Here is a 17,429-nt window from a genome sequence, read left to right as displayed (position 1 = left end):
GCGCGGCGGGAAAGGCGGTCGGGCGGTGGGCCGGTCGGGGACCGATCGAGTTTCGGAAGCCTGGACCGGCCGTCGGCGGGTTCCGCGTCGTTGCGGACCGACGGCCGGTCGGCCCGTCCTGCGCCGCCCGCGCACCCCGGAGCGGGGTACGGGAGCGGCGCGGGACGGGGTACCGCGGACCGGGCGGCGAAGCGGGGGGCCGACCGGGCGGCGGAGCGGGGTGGCGGGCCGGGGGCCCGGGCGCGGCGTCAGCCCAGGGCGGCGGCCAGCGTCTCGGTGAAGCGGTTGCCGAACTTGCCCGCCGGGTCCCGCTCCTGACGCAGCGCCAGGAAGTCGGGCAGCCGCTCGTAGGCGGTGGCGGCGGCCCGCGGCGCGTGCGTGACCTTCCCCCAGTGCGGGCGGCCGCCCAGGGCCAGCAGGGCGCGCTCGACGTCGGCGAGGACGGGGGCGAGGGCGGCCGGGTCGGGCTTCCAGGTGAAGTGGAAGGCCACCGAGTCCCGCCCGTACGCGGGGCTCAGCCACAGCCCGTCGGCGGCCACCGTGCGCACCTCGGAGATGTGCAGGACGGGCGCCAACCGCGCTCCCAGGGCCCGCAGTTCGGCGATCGCGGCGCGGGCGGCGGGGCGCGGGAGCAGGTACTCGGACTGCAGCTCGGCGCCGCTGCTGGGGGTGAACTCCGGGCGGAAGTGCGGCAGTCGCTGGTGCCAGGGGCCGGGGGCGCCGAGCTGCGGCGTGCAGTTGCCGACCGGCATGCCCGGTACGGGGTGCTCGGGGGCGGCGGCCGGGCGGGCGCCGGGGACGGCGGCGGCGGGGGTGCCGTCGTCGAGCTGCTTGACCCAGACCCGGCCGGTGTCCGAGCCCCAGTCGGTGAACAGGCTGACGCTGTACCCGGCGGCGTGCACCTCGTCCAGCCGCTCCGCGTACCGGGCCAGCGGCAGGCCGAGGTGGACGTACTGGCGCAGGGCGAAGGCGGGGACGACGTCCAGGGTGAGCGCGGTGACGATGCCGAGCGCGCCCAGGTGGACGGTCTCGCCGGGGTGCGAGGTGGTGCGCGGCTCGCCGTCGGGGCCGATCAGCTCCAGCGAGCGGACGGCGGCCGCCAGCGAGCGGCGGCCGTCGCCGGAGCCGTGGGTGCCGGTGGCGGTGGCGCCCGCGACCGAGATGTGCGGCAGCGAGGCCAGGTTCTCCAGGGCCAGGCCGGCCGCCTGGAGGGCGGTGGCCAGCTCGGCGTACCGGGTGGCGGCGGAGACGGTGACGCTGCGGGCGTCCGGGGCGATCTCGATCCGGGTGGGCAGGCCGTCCAGCAGCACCAGGTCGCCGTCGGTGTCGGCGACCGGGCTGAAGGAGTGCCCGCTGCCCAGCGCCCGGATCCGGTCGCTGCGGCGGACCAGCTCGCCCAGCTCGTCCACCGAGCGGGGCCGGTGCACGGCGCGGGCGCCGTAGGAGAGGTTGCCCGCCCAGTTGGTCAGCGGGCCGCCGGTCGCCAGGTCGTCGGTCGTCATCGGGCACCCCCGGGGGTGGTCGGTGCGGGGCGCCCGAGCGTCGGCCGTTCCCATTTGCAATGGCACACTACAAATTAGTCCGCCGAGGTCAGCAAGGCAAGAGGGCGGCTGCCGAAACTTTCGCAGCCGCCCTCCGGTCGCTTGGTGCGGTGGCCCCGGCCGCTCGGCGAGGCCGCTCGGCGCGGCTGCTCAGCGCGGCCCGGGGACCGTGTGGCGCGCCCCCGGCGCCACCGTGCTGGAGCGCTCCACCAGGGTGGTGGACAGTTCCAGCCGGGTGGGTGCGGCGCCCGCCTCGCCGTTGCGCAGGGCCATGAGCAGGCGGGTGGCCTGCTCGGCCATCTCGCGCAGCGGCTGGCGGACGGTGGTCAGCGCGGGGCTGGTCCACTTGGCGATGTCGAGGTCGTCGTAGCCGACCACGGACAGCTCCTCGGGGACGCGCAGGCCGCAGACCCGGGCGGCCTCCATCACGCCGAGGGCCTGCAGGTCGCTGCCTGCGAAGATCGCCGTCGGCCGGTCGGGCAGCTCCAACAGCCGCTTGGCGCGGGCGAACCCGCCCTCGGCGTGGAAGTCGCCGAAGGCGATCAGCTCGGGGTCGACCTCCAGTCCGGCCATCGACATCGCGGAGCGGTAGCCGTCCAGCCGGGCCAGCGAGCAGAGGGTGTCCTCGGGGCCGGTGACGATGCCGATCCGCCGGTGGCCGAGCTCGATCAGGTGCCGGGTGGCGGCCAGGCCGCCGGCCCAGTTGGCGGAGCCGACCGAGGGGATGTCCGGGTCGGGGTTGCCCGCCGGGTCGATGATGACGAACGGGATCGAGCGGGCCCGCAGTTGGCGCTTGAGCTCGGGCGGCAGGCTGGAGAAGACCAGCACCACGCCGAGCGGCCGCCGCCGCAGCACCGCGTCGATCCAGCCGGGCGCGGGGGCGTGCCGGGAGCCGCTGTGCGCGACCACCACCGCCGCCCCGTACTCGTTGGCGACGTTCTCGACGCCGCGCAGCAGCTCCATCGCCCAGAGGCTGTCGAGTTCGTGGAAGACGATCTCGACCAGCGGGGCCTCGCCGCCGTTGCGGGCGGCGCGCTGGTAGTCGTGTTCGCGCAGCACCCGTTCGACCCGGCCGCGGGTGGCGGCCGAGACGTCGGTACGTCCGTTGAGGACTTTCGAAACCGTCGAAACCGAGACGTCGGCCTCTCGCGCGATGTCCGCGAGGGTGACCCGTCCCAGTTCATCGCCCTTTTCCATGGACGCAGCATAGGGCACGGGCGCTCCGGGCCAACCCCCGCACCGGCTCCGGATCGAGCTCCGGATCACGCTTCAGTAACCCTCCGTTCGAAGGGTTGACCCGCAACATGTTCGCAACTTAGCGTCCGGGCCAGGCAGTTATTTCGGGACTCAGGTCGAAACTTTAGGAGACTCCCTGATGAAGAGACGCGCTTTCGCTGTGGCCCTCGGCCTCTCCCTGGCGACCGTGGGCGTGACGGCCTGTAGCAGCGGCTCCACCGCCGCCGGCGGTTCCAACACCATCCACGTACTGGTCTACGGCGACGCCAGCAACAAGGTCGAGAAGCAGATCGTCGAGACCTTCAACAAGACCTCGAAGGTCAAGGTCGTCCTCGACACCATCCCCGGCGCCGACTACCAGTCGAAGCTGAACACCATCATCAACACCCCGCAGGCCCCGGACATCTTCTACAACTGGGGCGGCGGCAGCATCCAGCCCTACGTCAAGGCGGACCTGCTGCTCCCGCTGGACGACATGATCGCCGCGGACCCGGGCCTGAAGAGCAACTTCCTGCCCTCGGTGTTCAACACCGCGGTGATCGACGGCAAGTCCTACGGCGTCCCGATGCGCGGCACCCAGCCGGTGCTGCTGTTCAACAACAAGAAGGTGCTGGCCGACGCCGGCCTGAGCGTCCCGAAGACCTGGGACGAGCTGCTCAACGCCGTCAGCGTCCTCAAGGGCAAGGGCGTCACCCCGTTCGCGCTCGGCGGCGGCGACCAGTGGCCGACCCTGATGTGGTACGAGTACCTCTTCGACCGGGTCGCCGGTCCGGAGCTGTTCCAGAAGGCGCTGTCCGGCGACAAGGCGGCCTGGGAGAGCGACGACGCCAAGAAGGCGCTCGGCATGCTCAAGCAGCTGATCGACGCGGGCGCGTTCGGCTCCAACTACGACTCGGTGAAGTTCACCGACGGCGGCTCCCCGGCGCTGCTGGCCAAGGGCAAGGCCGCGTTCGAGCTGATGGGCTCCTGGGAGTACTCCACCCAGCAGGACGCCAACCCGGACTTCGCCAAGAACGACCTCGGCTACAGCAACTTCCCGTCCGTGCCCGGCGGCAAGGGCGACCCGGCGGACGTGGTCGGCAACACCAACAACTTCTACTCGGTGCTGAAGAAGACCAAGCACCCCAAGGAAGCCGCCGAGTTCCTCAAGCTCATGTACTCCGACGAGTTCGTGAAGGCGCACCTGGCGATCGGCAACCTGCCGACCACCACCAACACCGAGCAGTTCCTGAGCACCGCGGCCAGCCCCGAGTACTCGAAGTACCAGTACGACCTGGTCAAGGCCGCCCCGTCGTTCCAGCTCTCCTGGGACCAGGCGTACCCGCCGGCCGCCACCACGCCCATCCACACCGCCGTGCAGCAGTTCTTCAACGGCAAGCTCGACGTGGACGGCTTCATCAAGGCCATGCAGGCCTTGCCCGCCTCCTGAGACGAATCTCCATGAGTACTTCCTCCCTCGGGTCCGTGTCCGGCCGCAGTGCGCGCGCCGGGCGCCGGGCCGGCGTCGGGGTGACCCGCCCGGGCATCGTCTGGGCGGTCCCCGCGACCGTCTTCTTCCTGCTGTTCGCGCTCCTGCCGCTGGTGCTGGTCGCGGTCCTCTCCTTCACCAGCTGGGACGGCGTCGGCGCCCCCACCTTCAACGGCCTGGACAACTGGACCAAGCTGCTGCACGACCCCGTGATGACCCAGAGCATCTGGCTCACCCTGGTGCTCACCGTGGCCGGCGTCGTCGTGCAGACCCCCGTCAGCATCCTGCTGGGCGTGTGGGCGGCCGGGCACCAGCGCAACCGCGCCGTGCTGTCCGCGATCTTCTTCATCCCGCTGCTGCTGTCCGCCACCGCGATATCGGTGGTCTGGCGGGCCATCCTCGACCCCAACTTCGGCGTCCCCTCGCAGATGCAGTGGCTGTTCGGGGACGGCAACCTGATGGGCTCGCAGAGCGGCGCCATCGCCGTGCTGACCTTCGTCGGCATGTGGCAGTGGACGCCGATGCACGCCCTGCTCTACCAGGGCGGCGCCCGGGCGATCCCGCAGGTGCTCTACCAGGCCGCGTCCATCGACGGCGCGGGCAAGGTCCGGCAGTTCCTGCACATCACCCTGCCGCAGCTGCGCAACACCATGATCACCTCGGTGATCCTGATGCTGGTCGGCGGCCTCACCACCTTCGACACCGTGCTGATCCTGACCCAGGGCGGCCCGGGCACCGACACCACCAACAGCGCCTACTACATGTACCAGCAAGCCTTCAAGAGCTTCGACTTCGGCTCCGGCTCGGCCATCGCCCTGGTCCTCGTGGTGGTCGCCACCCTGATCTCGCTCGCCGTCGTCCGGTTCTCCGGCTACGACAAGATGCGCGGCACGACGGAGGGACTGTGATGCGCAAGCGTCCCAACTACCTCGCCGGGCTCGGCTCGCTGGTCTGGCTGGTCGTCGTCGGCTTCCCGCTGTACGTCCTGCTGATCTCGACGTTCCGCACCCGCTCCAGCTACTCCTCCGAGGGCCCGCTCAGCTTCCCCGAGCACCTGACCCTGCAGAACTACGTCACCGACTTCTCCAACGGCTTCGGTCAGGACTTCCTCAACACCGTGATCGTCACGGTGAGCGTGGTCGCGATCGTGCTGCTCGTCGTGCCCCCGCTGGCCTACGCGATCGTCCGGGCCCAGGGCAGGACCATCAGCACGGTCTTCCGGATCTTCCTGCTGGGCCTGGCGATCCCCGCCCAGGCCGTGATCGTGCCGATGTTCTACGTGATCAGCAAGGCCGGCCTGTACGACCACCTGATCGGCATCGTCCTGCCCACCGCGGCCTTCTGCCTGCCGGTGTGCACGCTGGTGCTGACCGGTGCGATGCGCGACATCAGCAACGAGCTGTACGAAGCCATGGCGATGGACGGTGCCACCCCCTGGCGGGTGTTCTGGCAGATGGTGGTGCCGCTGTCCAAGGGCGGCCTGTCCTCCGTCGTGGTCTTCTCGGCGCTCCAGGCGTGGAACGGCTTCCTGTTCCCGCTGATCCTCACCCAGTCGGAGAGCACCAAGGTCATCACCCTCGGCCTGTACAACTTCCAGACCGAGCACGGCGTCGACGTGCCCGGCCTGCTCAGCGCCGTCGTGCTGTCGATGCTCCCGATCTTCATCGTCTACCTGTTCGCCCGGCGTGCCTTGGTCCAGGGCCTCATGGGCGTCGGAGGAAAGTGACCGCCGAAATGACCGCCGAACCGATCGCCGAGACGAACCCGGCCGCATCCCCCGCCTCCTCCGCCCCCCGCTGGCGCGACCGCACGCTGACCCCGGCGGAGCGCGCGGACGCCCTGATCGCCGAGATGACGCTCCCCGAGAAGCTCGGCCAGCTGGTCGGCCTCTGGGTCGGCGCCTCCGACGAGGGCGGCGACGTCGCCCCGCACCAGCACGACATGGAGGAGCCGCCCGACCTGGACGAACTGCTCCCGAACGGACTGGGCCAGCTGACCCGCCCGTTCGGCACCGTCCCGGTCGACCCGGCGCTCGGCGCGCTCTCGCTGGCCCGCAGCCAGCAGCGGATCGCCGCCGCCAACCGCTTCGGGATCCCGGCCCTCGCCCACGAGGAGTGCCTGGCCGGCTTCGCCGCCTGGGGCGCCACCGCCTACCCGGTCCCGCTGTCCTGGGGCGCCACCTTCGACCCCGACCTGATCCGGCGGATGGCCGAGGCGATCGGCCGCGACATGCGCTCGGTCGGCGTCCACCAGGGCCTCGCCCCCGTCCTCGACGTGGTCCGCGACGCCCGCTGGGGCCGGGTCGAGGAGACCATCGGCGAGGACCCCTACCTGATCGGCACGGTGGCCACCGCCTACGTGCAGGGCCTGGAGTCGGCGGGCATCGTCGCCACCCTCAAGCACTTCGCCGGGTACTCCGCCTCCCGCGCCGGGCGCAACCTCGCCCCCGTCGGCATGGGCACCCGCGAACGCGCCGACGTCATCCTGCCGCCGTTCGAGATGGCCGTCCGCGAGGGCCGCCCGCGCTCCGTCATGCACGCCTACACCGACACCGACGGCATCCCCTCCGCCGCCGACGGCGAACTGCTGACCGGACTGCTCCGCGACACCTGGGGCTTCGACGGAACCGTGGTCGCCGACTACTTCGGCATCGCCTTCCTGAAGGTGCTGCACGGCGTCGCCGGGGACTGGGCCGAAGCCGCCGCGCTCGCCCTGGCCAGCGGCGTCGACGTCGAACTGCCCACCGTCAAGACCTTCGGCGAGCCGCTGCTGCGGGCCGTCGAGGACGGCACCGTCCCCGAGGCGCTGATCGACACGGCACTGCGCCGCGTCCTGGCCCAGAAGGCCGAACTCGGCCTGCTGGACGAGGACTGGGACGCCGTCCCCGCCGTCCTGGCCGGCCGGTCGCTGGACGACCCGGCCGCCCTGCGCGGCAGCGTCGACCTGGACCGGCCGGAGAACCGCGAACTCGCCCGCGAGATCGCCGAACGCGCCGTGGTGCTGCTCGCCAACAACGGCACCCTCCCGCTGCGCGCCCCCCGCCGGATCGCCCTGATCGGCCCCAACGCCGACACCCCGACCTCGGTGCTCGGCTGCTACGCCTTCCCCGTGCACGTCGGCAGCCAGCACCCGGACGTCCCCGTCGGCATCGAACTGCCCACGCTGCGGCAGGCGTTGGCCGCCGAGTTCCCCGGCAGCGAGATCTGGACGGTCGCCGGGACGAGCGTCGACGGCACCGACACCTCCGGGTTCGCCGAGGCCCTCGACACCGCCCGCCGGGCCGACGTGGTGATCGTCGCCCTCGGCGACCGGGCCGGCCTGTTCGGACGCGGCACCAGCGGCGAGGGCTGCGACGTGGAGCTGCTCGAACTCCCCGGCGTGCAGCAGCAGTTGCTCGACGCCCTGCTGGACACCGGCAAGCCCGTGGTGCCGGTGCTGCTGGCCGGCCGCCCCTACGCGCTGGGCCGCGCCGTCACCGAGGCGGCCGCCCTCGTGCAGACCTTCTTCCCCGGCGAGGCCGGGACCGAAGCGGTGGCCGGCGTGCTCAGCGGCCGGGTCAACCCGTCCGGCCGACTGCCCGTCAGCATCCCGGCCCGGCCCGGCGTCCAGCCCTCCACCTACCTGGCCGCCCGGCTCGCCGGACCCAGCGAGGTCTCCAGCACCGACCCCACCCCGGCCTTCGGGTTCGGGCACGGCATCGGCTACACCTCCTTCGACTGGAGCGCACTGGAGGTGGAACGGGGCACCGCCGACACCGACGGCACCCTCGAACTCTCCTTCACCCTGCACAACACCGGCGACCGGGCGGGCAGCGAGACCGTGCAGCTCTACCTGCACGACCCCGTCGCCAGCGTGGTCCAGCCCGTCCAGCGCCTGATCGGCTACCGCCGCATCACCCTGGAGCCGGGCGAGCGGACCCGGGTCCGGATCGCCGTCCCCGCCGACCTCGCCTCCTTCACCGGTCGCGACGGCCGCCGGACCGTCGAACCCGGCGCCCTGGAACTGCGCATCGCCGCCTCCAGCACCGACCCCCGCCTCACCGCCACCACCCACCTGACCGGCCCGACCCGCGTCCTCGACCACACCCGCCACCTGCACGCGGACATCCGCACCGCCTGACCCCGCACCGCCACGCACCGCCACGACGGCCGCGCCCCCTCCCGCTCCGGGCAGGGGGCGCGGCCGTCGGCGTTCGCCGGCCGGGCGGTCAGGCGGTCAGGCGGTGATCTCGGAGAGCCTCCCCCGCAGGGGCCCCGCGAGGTCGAGGTTGTCGCCCCGGGCGGTGGTCTGCAGGAGCTCGGTGATGACCACGAGCTCGGCGAACCTCCCCGCCGGTGTGTCGAGGACGCGCCCGAGCCGCCGCCGGACCTCCGCGGCGGTCTCCAGCACGAGCAGGCTGTAGCTGTGCAGGACGGCCGCGTCGTACCCGGCGGGCGCGACGCCCCAGCCCTCCCAGTCGAGCACCGCGAGGGTCGGACTCGTGAGGTTGGCCCAGTGCAGGTCCCCGTGAGCGGTCGTCCAGGCGGGCACCCTGGTGTCGATCGGGACGCCGAGGTACTGCGGCATGGCGCGGTCCAGGTACTCCTGACGGACCGCCACCCGGGTGCTGGGGACGGCGGCGACGGCGTCGAGCGCGGTGCTGAGTCCGTCCCACCAGGCGTCGTCCAGGTCGGGCGCTTTCCGGAGGATCGGTTCATCGGTGGTGACGGTCGGCGTGGTGACCCGGTCGTACAGCTCGGCCAGGTAGCCGTGCCCGCCCTCGCTCCAGGTGCGCCGGTTCCTCAGGCGCGGTCTTGGGACCGCGGGCGGCATGAGCCGTTCCGCCTCCCGCGGTCCCTCCCAGAGCTTCCCGCCGGCCTTGTCGGCCGGGGCGGACACCAGGCGGAGCCAGCCCTCGCCGGACGCCGTGGCGACCGGTCGGCCGAGGGTGCGTCCATGCCAGCCCCACGCTTCGCGCGAGCCGATCGGCGTCGCGTCGAGCGCCCTTGCTGCTGCGGCGTGCATCTCGCGCATCCGCCCGGCGGTGCCCGGCTCAGGTTCCGAGTACATCGACGACCCTTCGCAGCACGTCCGGAGACAACGGCGGACGGCCGACGGCATCGGCGGCCTGCGCCCAGTGTTCCGGATCCCCCGTCGACAGGAGTACGCGTCCCACCCCGGTGGTCGAGGCGACGACGGCGAGGGCAGCCTGCGCGGGCGTGCTGCCGGGGCTGATCAGGTCGGTCAGGTCACGGGTCACGATGCCGGGGATCTCGCCACCGTGGAGCGGGGCGGAGGCGAACACCTCCAGCCCCGCGTCCAAGGCATCGACCAGCGGGCCGTGCCCGTCGAGGGCCTGGGCGACGGGCGCGAGGTGGACGAGGGAGACGGGGAGTTGGACGGCCCGTAGGTGGTGCTGCGGGCCGCCGGCCTTGGTCGCGAGTTCGAGTAGGGCGGGTACGTCGAAGAGTCCGCTGCTGAAACCGCGCCAGATAGCCACTCCGTAGGAACTGATGACGCGCTGGCTGCACGCCTCCTCCAAAGCGAGGAACGCGGAGTAGAGCCGGTCAGCGAACTCGTTTTCCTGGCAGTCGTGTTCCGGGTTGTGCAGGAACACCACGTCGGGGATGCGGCCGAGCATGCGCCTGCTACGGGCGACCTGCCAGGCGATGTAGTCCGGCGCCAGGCAGTGCCCGCGCTTTGCGTCACCGGCGGACAGCGCACCAGCGCGCACGCCGATCCGCCTGGCACTGGGAGGGACGAAACCCACCTTCGTGGAGACGCGAAGATCCGGATACGCCGCCAGGACCAGGGCCAGTGCCGCCTCCGCCCGGCCACCCTCGTAGTTGGGTGCGGTGTCCACCCAGTCGGCGCCCCGAGAAGCGGCCCTTACCGCGGCCTCGGCCACATCGCGACAGCGGTAAGTGCCGAGGCCCAGCTGGGCGGTCATCGTGAGCCTCCGATCGCAGCGGCCTGGCCGTCGACCAGCTCCGTCACGACACCGGCCGCCTGCGCGAGGGTGACGCCTGCGGCCTGCGCGAGGTCGGCCAGCCGGTGAGCTTCCCCGCCTTTGAGGAGTGCGAGCATCGGCTCGGCCTTCGCGGCAAACGTCCACTCCTCGCCTCCGGCGGTAAGCCGGACGGTGCCGTCGGGCACGGTTGTGAGCGCGGGCCGCGTGGTGACCAGGCGCACCTGCAGGTCGGCATCCGGTGGGGCCGCCGTGATGTGGGGAAGCGATGGCGCGAGCCGGGCTCGCTCGGTGGCGTCGCGGGCGGAGGAGAAGCGGGCGATCAGGTCGTCGCTCTCCAGCTCGGTCGCGATGAGCTTGCCGATCATGTCGAGGAAGGCTCGCTGCTCCTCGGCGGTCCCGAAGCGCGGGATGTCCGCTCGGACGGCCTCGTGGGCACGCAGCATCTCCGACAGCCAGGTGATCAGGTCGGCACCCGTCGTGCTCTGCAACCCGCATGTGACGTGCAGCGAGTGCTGGCCCTCGGAGGCGGCGACGGCGTGCCACCAGCCCCGGGGCAGGTAGAGCACATCGCCAGCGGTGAGGACCAGATCGGCGACCGGCTCCTCGGGCGGCGGCTCAGGCGTCTCGACATCGCGGTGCATCGGCACCGTGCGGGTGGGGCCGTAGATGCGCCAGCGCTTCACGCCGTCGAGTTGGACTACGACCACGTCGTGATCGTCCCAGTGGATGCCGAAGCCCTCGGTGCCGGTCCAGGAGGCGTACAGGTTGACCTGTACGCCGGTTCGCAGCCAGCGCTCCAGCTGGCCGGCCAGGGCGCTGATGCCGGGGTGGAGTTCGTCGACGGCGTCCAGGACCAGCGTGGCGCCCTCGGCGAGGCGCTTGTGCAGCTCGGAGGGCTGGAGGCGGTGCCAGACGGTGCTCCGCCGGGTGACGATCGGCTGGGAGTAGGTGTGCGCGGGCACCTGCTCGCCGTTGGCGGCGAGGCGGAAGCGCGGGGGTTCGAACCGGTGGTGGGTCAGGATGGCGTTGAGGTCATCCCAGCCCATGAGTCCGGCGAGTGACGCGGCTTCACCGCGTACGACCTTGAAGCTGCGGCCGAGCGTCTGGGCGAGGAAGTCATCCCCGCCCAGACGCTCAACCGCCGAGAGGTGCTCGGCGGTCATCGTGATGCGGCCGTCAGTCGTTGGTGTCGGTACGGCCGGTGGAGCCGCCGTCCGACGGCTGCTCGCCACGCGAGCGGGCCGCGGCGACCTTGGCGCGGGCGACCAGCAGGCCGTCGCCCTCCAGCTCGGTGCTGGTCGTCAGGTTCTCGGGCATGAAGCACTCCTTCGGAAGTCTCGGGGCGGGCCGACTGCCCAGCCCCGTCGTGGGTGCAGCGGTGGATCCGTTGCCAGGGCGAGTCGCTGGCAAGGGACCTTGGGTGCTTACGCCGCGCGGCTGTTGACCAGCGCGGCCACCCGCATCCCCCAGCCTGTGTCAGGGTGGGGGAAGTCTTGTCAGGCGTTGGTCGGCACGACGTCCCGTGCCTTCGGGGCAGCGGCCCTCACCAGCGCGGCGAGTCGCTCATCGCCCGAAACGGCGGCGGTGGTGCCGACCTCGAACCAGATCCGTTTGCCGGCCGGGTCCGGCTCGGCGCCCCAGTTCGTTGCGAGCGCCGCCACCAGGAACAGCCCTCGCCCGTCGGTGGCGTCGAGATCGATCCCGCCAGCAGCCGGCAGTTCGTGGCCGACATCCGTCACCTCGACGCGCAGCCGGTCACCGTCCCAGGACACGCTTACGACGCACGGGGCGTGGGTGTGGGACACGGCGTTGGTGATCAGCTCGCTGGACAGCAACTCGACATCGCGGAGCGCGTCCTCCTCCAGCGGCAGGCCCCAACCGCGCACGGCGCGTATCACCCGCCGCCGGGCGTCCGGCACGGCCTCGGCACTGGGCAGCACGCGAAAGCCGAACGGGGCGGGGGCAGTGGCCGGGCGGGTGGCGACGGACATGAGCGCGGACCTTTCACCGGGACGAGGTCGGCAGCGGGCCGATTCGCGCCGGGATTCACCCGGCAGGTATCTACAGAACCGCCTCCAAAGCCGGTGAACCAGAGCAGAATTGAGGCGGCGATGAGGCATCCGTGCTGCAAACCCGGGCCTGACCTCGCCTGTTGCGGATGCAGACGAACTGACGTACCTCTGGAGGGCGCGGAATGGCATCCAGGAGGTCTCGGCTGATCCAGCGCAGGGAAGCGGTTGGCCACACCCAGGAATCCCTGGCTGAAGCCCTCGATGTGGACCGTACGACCGTGGGGCGATGGGAGAGCGGCAGGGGAGCCCCGCAGCCTTGGATGCGGCCGAAGCACGCCCGCGCCCTGGGACTCTCGGTCGACCAGTTGGCCGGCCTGCTGGCAGCACCCCCTGCAGCCACCGAAGCACTTCCACCGTCCGGCAGCGTCGGCGACGCCTCGGCTCCTGTGCCTGCCCGGCGTACGGACCACGGCAACGATCTCGTAGTGGCCGTGGCAGCCGAATCGGCAGAGTCCGCGCTCTTCCTTCGCTTCGCGAGCGCGTCCAATGTGGACGACACGCTGCTGGAACAGATCGACGCGGACATCGCGAGGCTGGCAGCGGACTACGTGAGCAAGCCGGTGTTCGAGCTCTTCCACGACCTATAGGACCCCCTCTGACCTGCGGAAATGAAGTTTAATCTCTCATCGTTTCCGCAGGTCAGGCAGGGCCCTGACCTGCGGAAACGCGTAGCGGGGGAGCGGTTGCAGTACCTCTGGGGCTCGCGATGTGAAATGAGTGTGAAATGAGCAGGGATAGATCGAACTCGCAGTGCCGCCTTCTTGCCCTTTCCAGCGCTGGACAGTAGGCCAACTCGCTACTCTCGGTAGCCATCGCTCGGGGCTCCAGGCTCAACGGGTTCGATCTCTTACCGGCAGCGCGCCATTCGGGCGAGGTATCACCCGTGCCGCCAAGCAGCGGCGCCCGCAGCCATCGCCGTCTTCGAGCCGTGCCGGTCCAGCAGGCAGCTGATCGGGGTACCGGCCAGTGCGGAGGTCACCAGTACCGCAGTGGCCGCCTGCGTGAACCGCCCAGTGGGCCTGGCGATGGAGGACAGCCGCATGGGGGATGCGTAATGGAGCGCTTCCCAGCCGGTGGTCTTGGCCAGGCACAGGGCGGACAGCACGGCGCGGGGCCACGACCGGGCGAGCAGTTCGGCCGCGACTCCGCTGGATGACTCCCCTGGCGGTCAGCAGCCGCCGCCGGACGAGCAGGAACCACCTGCCGAAGGAACGCCCAAAATAGTGAGCTGCGGCCCAGCGGGGGCTCCGCAGCAGCAGCCGTCCTGCTCCTGGGCGTCGCTGGCGAGGCGGGTGGCCACCGAGCGGACCTACTCGCAGCCGGTCAGGCCGATGCAGATCGGGGCGCGTCCACAGCGCAGGCCTTCATGCCGACGAGGTATCCGTCCCTCTCGGGGTGGGCGCCGTCGGGGTAGACGGCGCCGCAGGAGTGCTGATTGGCGTCGATCAGTGAGACGAGCTCAAGTGGGGCCTGGAGGTGGTCGTCCAGGCACTCGGTGCGGGTGCCGTATTCGGAGATGAGCATCAGCCTGCCGTCGGCGATCTTTTCGACGATGGTGGCGTGAAAGCCGGTCAGCGCGGCGGCGTGGCCGTTGTCCGCGGCGCCCTTGGCGGCGAGGCCCAGGACGCCGCAGGCCGGCAGTTGGGCGGCGTTGCCGCCGTTGCAAGCGAGTCCGGTGGGACTGCGGCACGGCACCCAGACCGCGTAGGTACCGGGTGCGCCCCTGGCCAGGGCGACGAGAGCGGTGAGGGCGGAGTGGCCGGTGTCAACGATGGCGATGCGCTTGCCGGCGTGGCGGACGCGGACGACGAGGTCGCGCAGGTCGGGGATGCGATCGACCGCGACTTGGACACACTCGACGTGGACGGTGAAGGGCTGTTGCTCGCGGTCGGCGGCGACGATCCAGCCCTGACCGGCGCGGCGCCCTTCTCGCAAGGCTGCCAAGGAACGCCTCGAATCCGCGCCCGAACCACTCGCCGCCGCCCACGTCAAGCGCACCCTCTCCGCCCCGCACTCCTTGCGCTTCGCCGCGAGCTCCTCATCCTCCGAGACTCGACAGTCGCTAAATCGAATTAGCACGGCATTTGACACCTCGAAATTGGTAACGAATTAGTAAACAATTACGTCACGCCACTTGTATTAGCAAGCTTGGCGCCACCAGCATCGGCGGCCATGAAGATTCGATTTAGCACGCCAGAAACACGGAGGGAACCTCGTGCGTAGACACTCTGCCCCGCCGGGGCGCAGCGTCGTCCTGCGCCTGCTGCTCGCGCTGCTGTTCTGCCTGCCCATGGGCTCGGTGCTGACCGCCCATCAGGCGGTCGCCGCCACGGGTGACCTGGTCAACCCGGGGTTCGAGACGGGTGACCTGTCGGGGTGGACCGCGACGGGCAACGCCTTCCAGGGCGGTGTCACCTCGGAGACCGGCTGGGGGTGGGGCTGCTGCTTCAACCAGCAGGGCACCTACCACCTGTGGGGCTTCAAGGCCGCCGGAGACGCCGGCACGGGCACCCTCACCTCCAGCCCCTTCACCCTGTCGGGCACCGGCATGGTCAGCCTGCTGGTCTCCGGCGGGCAGGACCTCAACAACCTGTACGTCGCCCTGACCACCGCCGACGGCACCGTCCTGCAGAAGGCCACCGGCACGAACAACGAGACGTACCGCCGCGTCACCTGGGACGTACGCGACCGCATCGGCCAGCAACTGCGAATCAAGGTCGTCGACCAGGCCACCGGCGGCTGGGGCCACATCAGCCTCGACGACGTCCGCAACGGCCTCGACCAGCCCGGCGGCGGCGGCACCAGCGGTCCCGTCGCGTACTGGAACTTCTCCGAGAACAAGGGGACGAGCACGGTGGAGCAGGTCAGCCACCAGGCCGACCCGATCAGCTACGTGTTCAACAACGCGGTGTACAAGCCGAACAGCGACCCGCTGTGGCAGCCCGCCGCCGCCGGTGACGGCGCCCTGTCCGGTGCCCTGAAGTTCGACGGCTACTCGACGTGGGTCAGCCGCAGCGCCTCCTCCGTGCCGCTGGCGCCCGATGGGCTGACCATCGACACCTGGGTCGCTCCGCAGGGCTTCGAGTGGGGCGACGCCGGCAAGGTGTCGGCGATCGTCAACCAGCAGGACGCCGGGGCCCACCTCGGGTTCTCCCTGGGCGTCGGCCGCCACGGCGTGTGGAAGCTCGGCGTCGGCACCGGCGACGCCTGGCGGGAGGTCAGCGCCCCGCAGTCGGCCGCCCTCACCGTCGGCCAGTGGGCGCACCTGGTGGCCACGTTCGACTCGGCGCACGGCACGATGACGCTGTACCTCAACGGGACCCAGGTGGCGCAGAGCGCGATTCCCGTGGGGGTGAGCCTGCAGGCCGCGCAGGTGCCGCTGCTGATCGGGCGCCACAACCAGCCCGAGATCATCAACGGGACCTTCGCCGTCAACATGTTCAGCGGCCTCATCGACGAGGTGAAGGTCTACGACCGGCCCCTGAGCGCCGCCGAGGTCGCCAGCGGGCACAGCGCGACGCTGTCGACGTTCGCGGGCGGCGTGATCCCGGCCGCGCACATGCCCCAGGACCGCTCGCGCTACGACGGTGACAAGTACCGGCCCGGGTACCACTTCACCGCCCCGAACCACTGGATGAACGAGCCGCACGCCCCGATCTTCATCAAGGGCCAGTACCACCTCTTCTACCAGTACAACGAGCATGGCCCCTACTGGCACAACATCAGCTGGGGACACGCGGTGAGCACGGACCTCGTGCACTGGCGGGACCTGCCGATCGCCTTGGCGCCCACCGCCGACAGCGTGGCACCGGACGGCGTGTGGTCGGGCGGCTCCACCGTCGACGCCAACGGCAACCCGGTGCTGTTCTTCACTGCCGGCAACGACTCGCAGCACCCCAACCAGGCGGTCGGCACCGCCCGGCCGGTCGACCCCAACGACCCCGACCTGGTGCACTGGGCGATGGACCCGCAGCTGGTCACCCAGCAGGACCCGGCCGCGAACGTCGGCGCCGGGCGCAAGGTCCGCGTCGGGGAGTTCCGCGACCCCAGCGTCTGGAAGGAGGGCAACACCTGGTTCGAGCTGGTGGGCTCCGGCGTCCAGACCACCGGTGGCGCCGACGTCGGCGGCACGGCGCTGCTGTACACCTCGACCGACCTGGCGCACTGGACCTACGTCGGCCCGCTCATGACGGGTGACGTCGGCGCGTACCCCAAGTCGGGCCAGGTGTGGGAGCTGCCCACCTTCCTGCCGATCGGCAAGGACGCCCAGGGCCGGCAGCGCAACGCGCTGATCGTGAACCCCTCGTTCAGCGGTCCGAGCCCCTACAGCAGCAAGAACACCCTGTACTGGGTGGGGACCTGGGACGTGGCGACCCGCACGTGGACGCCGGACAGCACCGAGCCGCGGATGTTCGACTACGGCGAGCACTTCACCGGCCCCAGCGGGACGGTGGACGGCCAGGGCAGGTCGCTGCTCTTCAGCATCGCCCAGGACCGCCGCACCGAGCAGGCGCACTACGACGCCGGGTGGGCGCACAACGCCGGGCTGCCGGTCGAACTGACCATGCGCCCCGACGGCGACCTCGGCATCCGCCCGGTGGCCGAGACGGCGAACCTGCACGCCGGCGCGCCGCTGCTGGACGTGACCGGTCCGACGAGCATCGCCGCCGTGAACCAGCAACTCGCCTCCGTCAAGGGCGACATGCTCCAGGTGCACCTGACCCTCAAGCCCGGGACGGCCCAGCGCTTCGGCCTGGACGTCCTGCGCAGCCCCGGCGACGAGGAGCACACCAGGTTCTTCTACGACACCGCGAACGGCGGCACGTTCGGCGTCGACCGGACCAAGACCGGCAGCAACTCCGACGTCGACAGCAGCCTCGGCGTGCAGAGCGGGCCCCTGGTCCTGGACAACGGCCAGGTCACCCTGGACGTCTTCATCGACCGCTCGATGGTCGAGGCGTACGCGAACTCGTACAAGTCGATCACCACCCGGGCCTACGACGTCCGCAACGACTCCCTCGGGCTGCAGCTGTGGGGAGACGGATCCGTCGTCCAGTCCATGACGGTCTGGAAGATGAACAGCATGACCCCCTGACCGGCCACCGGCCGGTCAGGTGAGCGGCGCCGCGCGCACCCCGCGTGCGGCGCCGCTCAGCGGTCTG

The 17,429-nt window shown here is 71.2% G+C and carries 15 protein-coding genes; 6 read left to right on the top strand and 9 right to left on the bottom strand.

What is annotated here, in order from left to right; all coding sequences use genetic code 11:
* Positions 1-248: 248 nt before the first annotated feature.
* Together ABD345_RS27090 and ABD345_RS27085 are read right to left on the bottom strand one after the other, a co-directional pair.
* Positions 249-1,502, bottom strand: coding sequence for an FAD-binding protein (locus tag ABD345_RS27090; protein ID WP_344555554.1), 1,254 nt, complete (start codon positions 1,500-1,502; stop codon positions 249-251).
* A gap of 189 nt (positions 1,503-1,691) precedes the next feature.
* The gene (locus tag ABD345_RS27085) at positions 1,692-2,738 is read right to left on the bottom strand and encodes a LacI family DNA-binding transcriptional regulator (protein WP_344555553.1); all 1,047 of its coding nucleotides are present in this window, start codon (positions 2,736-2,738) and stop codon (positions 1,692-1,694) included.
* Between the two features lie 178 nt (positions 2,739-2,916).
* Here ABD345_RS27085 and ABD345_RS27080 point away from each other — a divergent pair, with 178 nt between their 5' ends.
* Genes ABD345_RS27080 through ABD345_RS27065 form a run of 4 tightly spaced genes read left to right on the top strand, consistent with a single transcriptional unit; the run spans position 2,917 to position 8,364 of the window.
* Complete coding sequence (locus ABD345_RS27080) at positions 2,917-4,206, top strand: ABC transporter substrate-binding protein (RefSeq protein ID WP_344555552.1); 1,290 nt, start codon at positions 2,917-2,919, stop codon at positions 4,204-4,206.
* Between the two features lie 11 nt (positions 4,207-4,217).
* Complete coding sequence (locus tag ABD345_RS27075; protein ID WP_344555550.1) at positions 4,218-5,153, top strand: carbohydrate ABC transporter permease; 936 nt, start codon at positions 4,218-4,220, stop codon at positions 5,151-5,153.
* On the top strand, positions 5,153-5,971 hold the full coding sequence (locus ABD345_RS27070) for a carbohydrate ABC transporter permease (RefSeq protein ID WP_344555548.1): 819 nt from the start codon (positions 5,153-5,155) through the stop codon (positions 5,969-5,971). Before ABD345_RS27075 ends, ABD345_RS27070 begins: the two co-directional genes overlap by 1 nt.
* 8 nt (positions 5,972-5,979) lie before the next feature.
* A complete protein-coding gene (locus ABD345_RS27065; RefSeq protein ID WP_425556878.1) occupies positions 5,980-8,364 on the top strand; it encodes a beta-xylosidase/alpha-l-arabinosidase in 2,385 nt (794 codons plus the stop codon).
* Between the two features lie 96 nt (positions 8,365-8,460).
* Here ABD345_RS27065 and ABD345_RS27060 read toward each other — a convergent pair whose 3' ends face one another.
* From ABD345_RS27060 to ABD345_RS27040, 5 genes are all read right to left on the bottom strand, one after another.
* Positions 8,461-9,294, bottom strand: a complete 834-nt coding sequence (locus ABD345_RS27060) for a hypothetical protein (RefSeq protein WP_344555546.1) — start codon at positions 9,292-9,294, stop codon at positions 8,461-8,463.
* Positions 9,278-10,174, bottom strand: a complete 897-nt coding sequence (locus ABD345_RS27055) for an aldo/keto reductase (RefSeq protein WP_344555544.1) — start codon at positions 10,172-10,174, stop codon at positions 9,278-9,280. Before ABD345_RS27055 ends, ABD345_RS27060 begins: the two co-directional genes overlap by 17 nt.
* A complete protein-coding gene (locus tag ABD345_RS27050; RefSeq protein WP_344555542.1) occupies positions 10,171-11,358 on the bottom strand; it encodes a cupin domain-containing protein in 1,188 nt (395 codons plus the stop codon). Before ABD345_RS27050 ends, ABD345_RS27055 begins: the two co-directional genes overlap by 4 nt.
* Positions 11,359-11,371: 13 nt before the next feature.
* Entirely contained in the window at positions 11,372-11,512 is a 141-nt protein-coding gene (locus ABD345_RS27045; protein ID WP_280696480.1) for a hypothetical protein, read from the bottom strand.
* Positions 11,513-11,691: 179 nt separating this feature from the next.
* The gene (locus ABD345_RS27040; RefSeq protein WP_344555539.1) at positions 11,692-12,186 is read right to left on the bottom strand and encodes an ATP-binding protein; all 495 of its coding nucleotides are present in this window, start codon (positions 12,184-12,186) and stop codon (positions 11,692-11,694) included.
* 203 nt (positions 12,187-12,389) lie between these two features.
* On the opposite strand from ABD345_RS27040, the gene ABD345_RS27035 reads away from it, so the two are divergent.
* Complete coding sequence (locus ABD345_RS27035) at positions 12,390-12,854, top strand: helix-turn-helix transcriptional regulator (RefSeq protein WP_344555537.1); 465 nt, start codon at positions 12,390-12,392, stop codon at positions 12,852-12,854.
* A 290-nt stretch (positions 12,855-13,144) separates the two neighbouring features.
* Here ABD345_RS27035 and ABD345_RS27030 read toward each other — a convergent pair whose 3' ends face one another.
* Positions 13,145-13,309 carry a hypothetical protein gene (locus tag ABD345_RS27030; protein ID WP_344555535.1) on the bottom strand — a complete coding sequence of 55 codons (165 nt, stop codon included), beginning with the start codon at positions 13,307-13,309 and terminating at the stop codon, positions 13,145-13,147.
* Positions 13,310-13,590: 281 nt separating this feature from the next.
* Positions 13,591-14,211, bottom strand: a complete 621-nt coding sequence (locus ABD345_RS27025; protein WP_344555534.1) for a hypothetical protein — start codon at positions 14,209-14,211, stop codon at positions 13,591-13,593.
* Positions 14,212-14,482: 271 nt separating this feature from the next.
* Between ABD345_RS27025 and ABD345_RS27020 the strand changes: the two genes are divergently transcribed.
* On the top strand, positions 14,483-17,362 hold the full coding sequence (locus ABD345_RS27020) for a GH32 C-terminal domain-containing protein (RefSeq protein ID WP_344555532.1): 2,880 nt from the start codon (positions 14,483-14,485) through the stop codon (positions 17,360-17,362).
* Positions 17,363-17,429: the final 67 nt, after the last annotated feature.

Origin of the sequence: Kitasatospora saccharophila, from assembly GCF_039529925.1 — a bacterium.
In the GTDB taxonomy this organism is placed as follows: domain Bacteria; phylum Actinomycetota; class Actinomycetes; order Streptomycetales; family Streptomycetaceae; genus Kitasatospora; species Kitasatospora saccharophila.
The sequence above is the reverse complement of the archived record's forward strand: the minus strand, read 5'-3'. Positions and strand labels throughout refer to the sequence as shown.

Coding starts and splice junctions, on each gene's coding strand:
- ABD345_RS27075 (WP_344555550.1), top strand. CDS start 4,218: ATGAGTACTTCCTCCCTCGGGTCCGTGTCCGGCCGCAGTGCGCGCGCC.
- ABD345_RS27045 (WP_280696480.1), bottom strand. CDS start 11,512: ATGCCCGAGAACCTGACGACCAGCACCGAGCTGGAGGGCGACGGCCTG.
- ABD345_RS27035 (WP_344555537.1), top strand. CDS start 12,390: ATGGCATCCAGGAGGTCTCGGCTGATCCAGCGCAGGGAAGCGGTTGGC.
- ABD345_RS27040 (WP_344555539.1), bottom strand. CDS start 12,186: ATGTCCGTCGCCACCCGCCCGGCCACTGCCCCCGCCCCGTTCGGCTTT.
- ABD345_RS27055 (WP_344555544.1), bottom strand. CDS start 10,174: ATGACCGCCCAGCTGGGCCTCGGCACTTACCGCTGTCGCGATGTGGCC.
- ABD345_RS27065 (WP_425556878.1), top strand. CDS start 5,980: ATGACCGCCGAACCGATCGCCGAGACGAACCCGGCCGCATCCCCCGCC.
- ABD345_RS27030 (WP_344555535.1), bottom strand. CDS start 13,309: ATGCGGCTGTCCTCCATCGCCAGGCCCACTGGGCGGTTCACGCAGGCG.
- ABD345_RS27050 (WP_344555542.1), bottom strand. CDS start 11,358: ATGACCGCCGAGCACCTCTCGGCGGTTGAGCGTCTGGGCGGGGATGAC.
- ABD345_RS27080 (WP_344555552.1), top strand. CDS start 2,917: ATGAAGAGACGCGCTTTCGCTGTGGCCCTCGGCCTCTCCCTGGCGACC.
- ABD345_RS27085 (WP_344555553.1), bottom strand. CDS start 2,738: ATGGAAAAGGGCGATGAACTGGGACGGGTCACCCTCGCGGACATCGCG.
- ABD345_RS27060 (WP_344555546.1), bottom strand. CDS start 9,294: ATGTACTCGGAACCTGAGCCGGGCACCGCCGGGCGGATGCGCGAGATG.
- ABD345_RS27090 (WP_344555554.1), bottom strand. CDS start 1,502: ATGACGACCGACGACCTGGCGACCGGCGGCCCGCTGACCAACTGGGCG.
- ABD345_RS27070 (WP_344555548.1), top strand. CDS start 5,153: ATGCGCAAGCGTCCCAACTACCTCGCCGGGCTCGGCTCGCTGGTCTGG.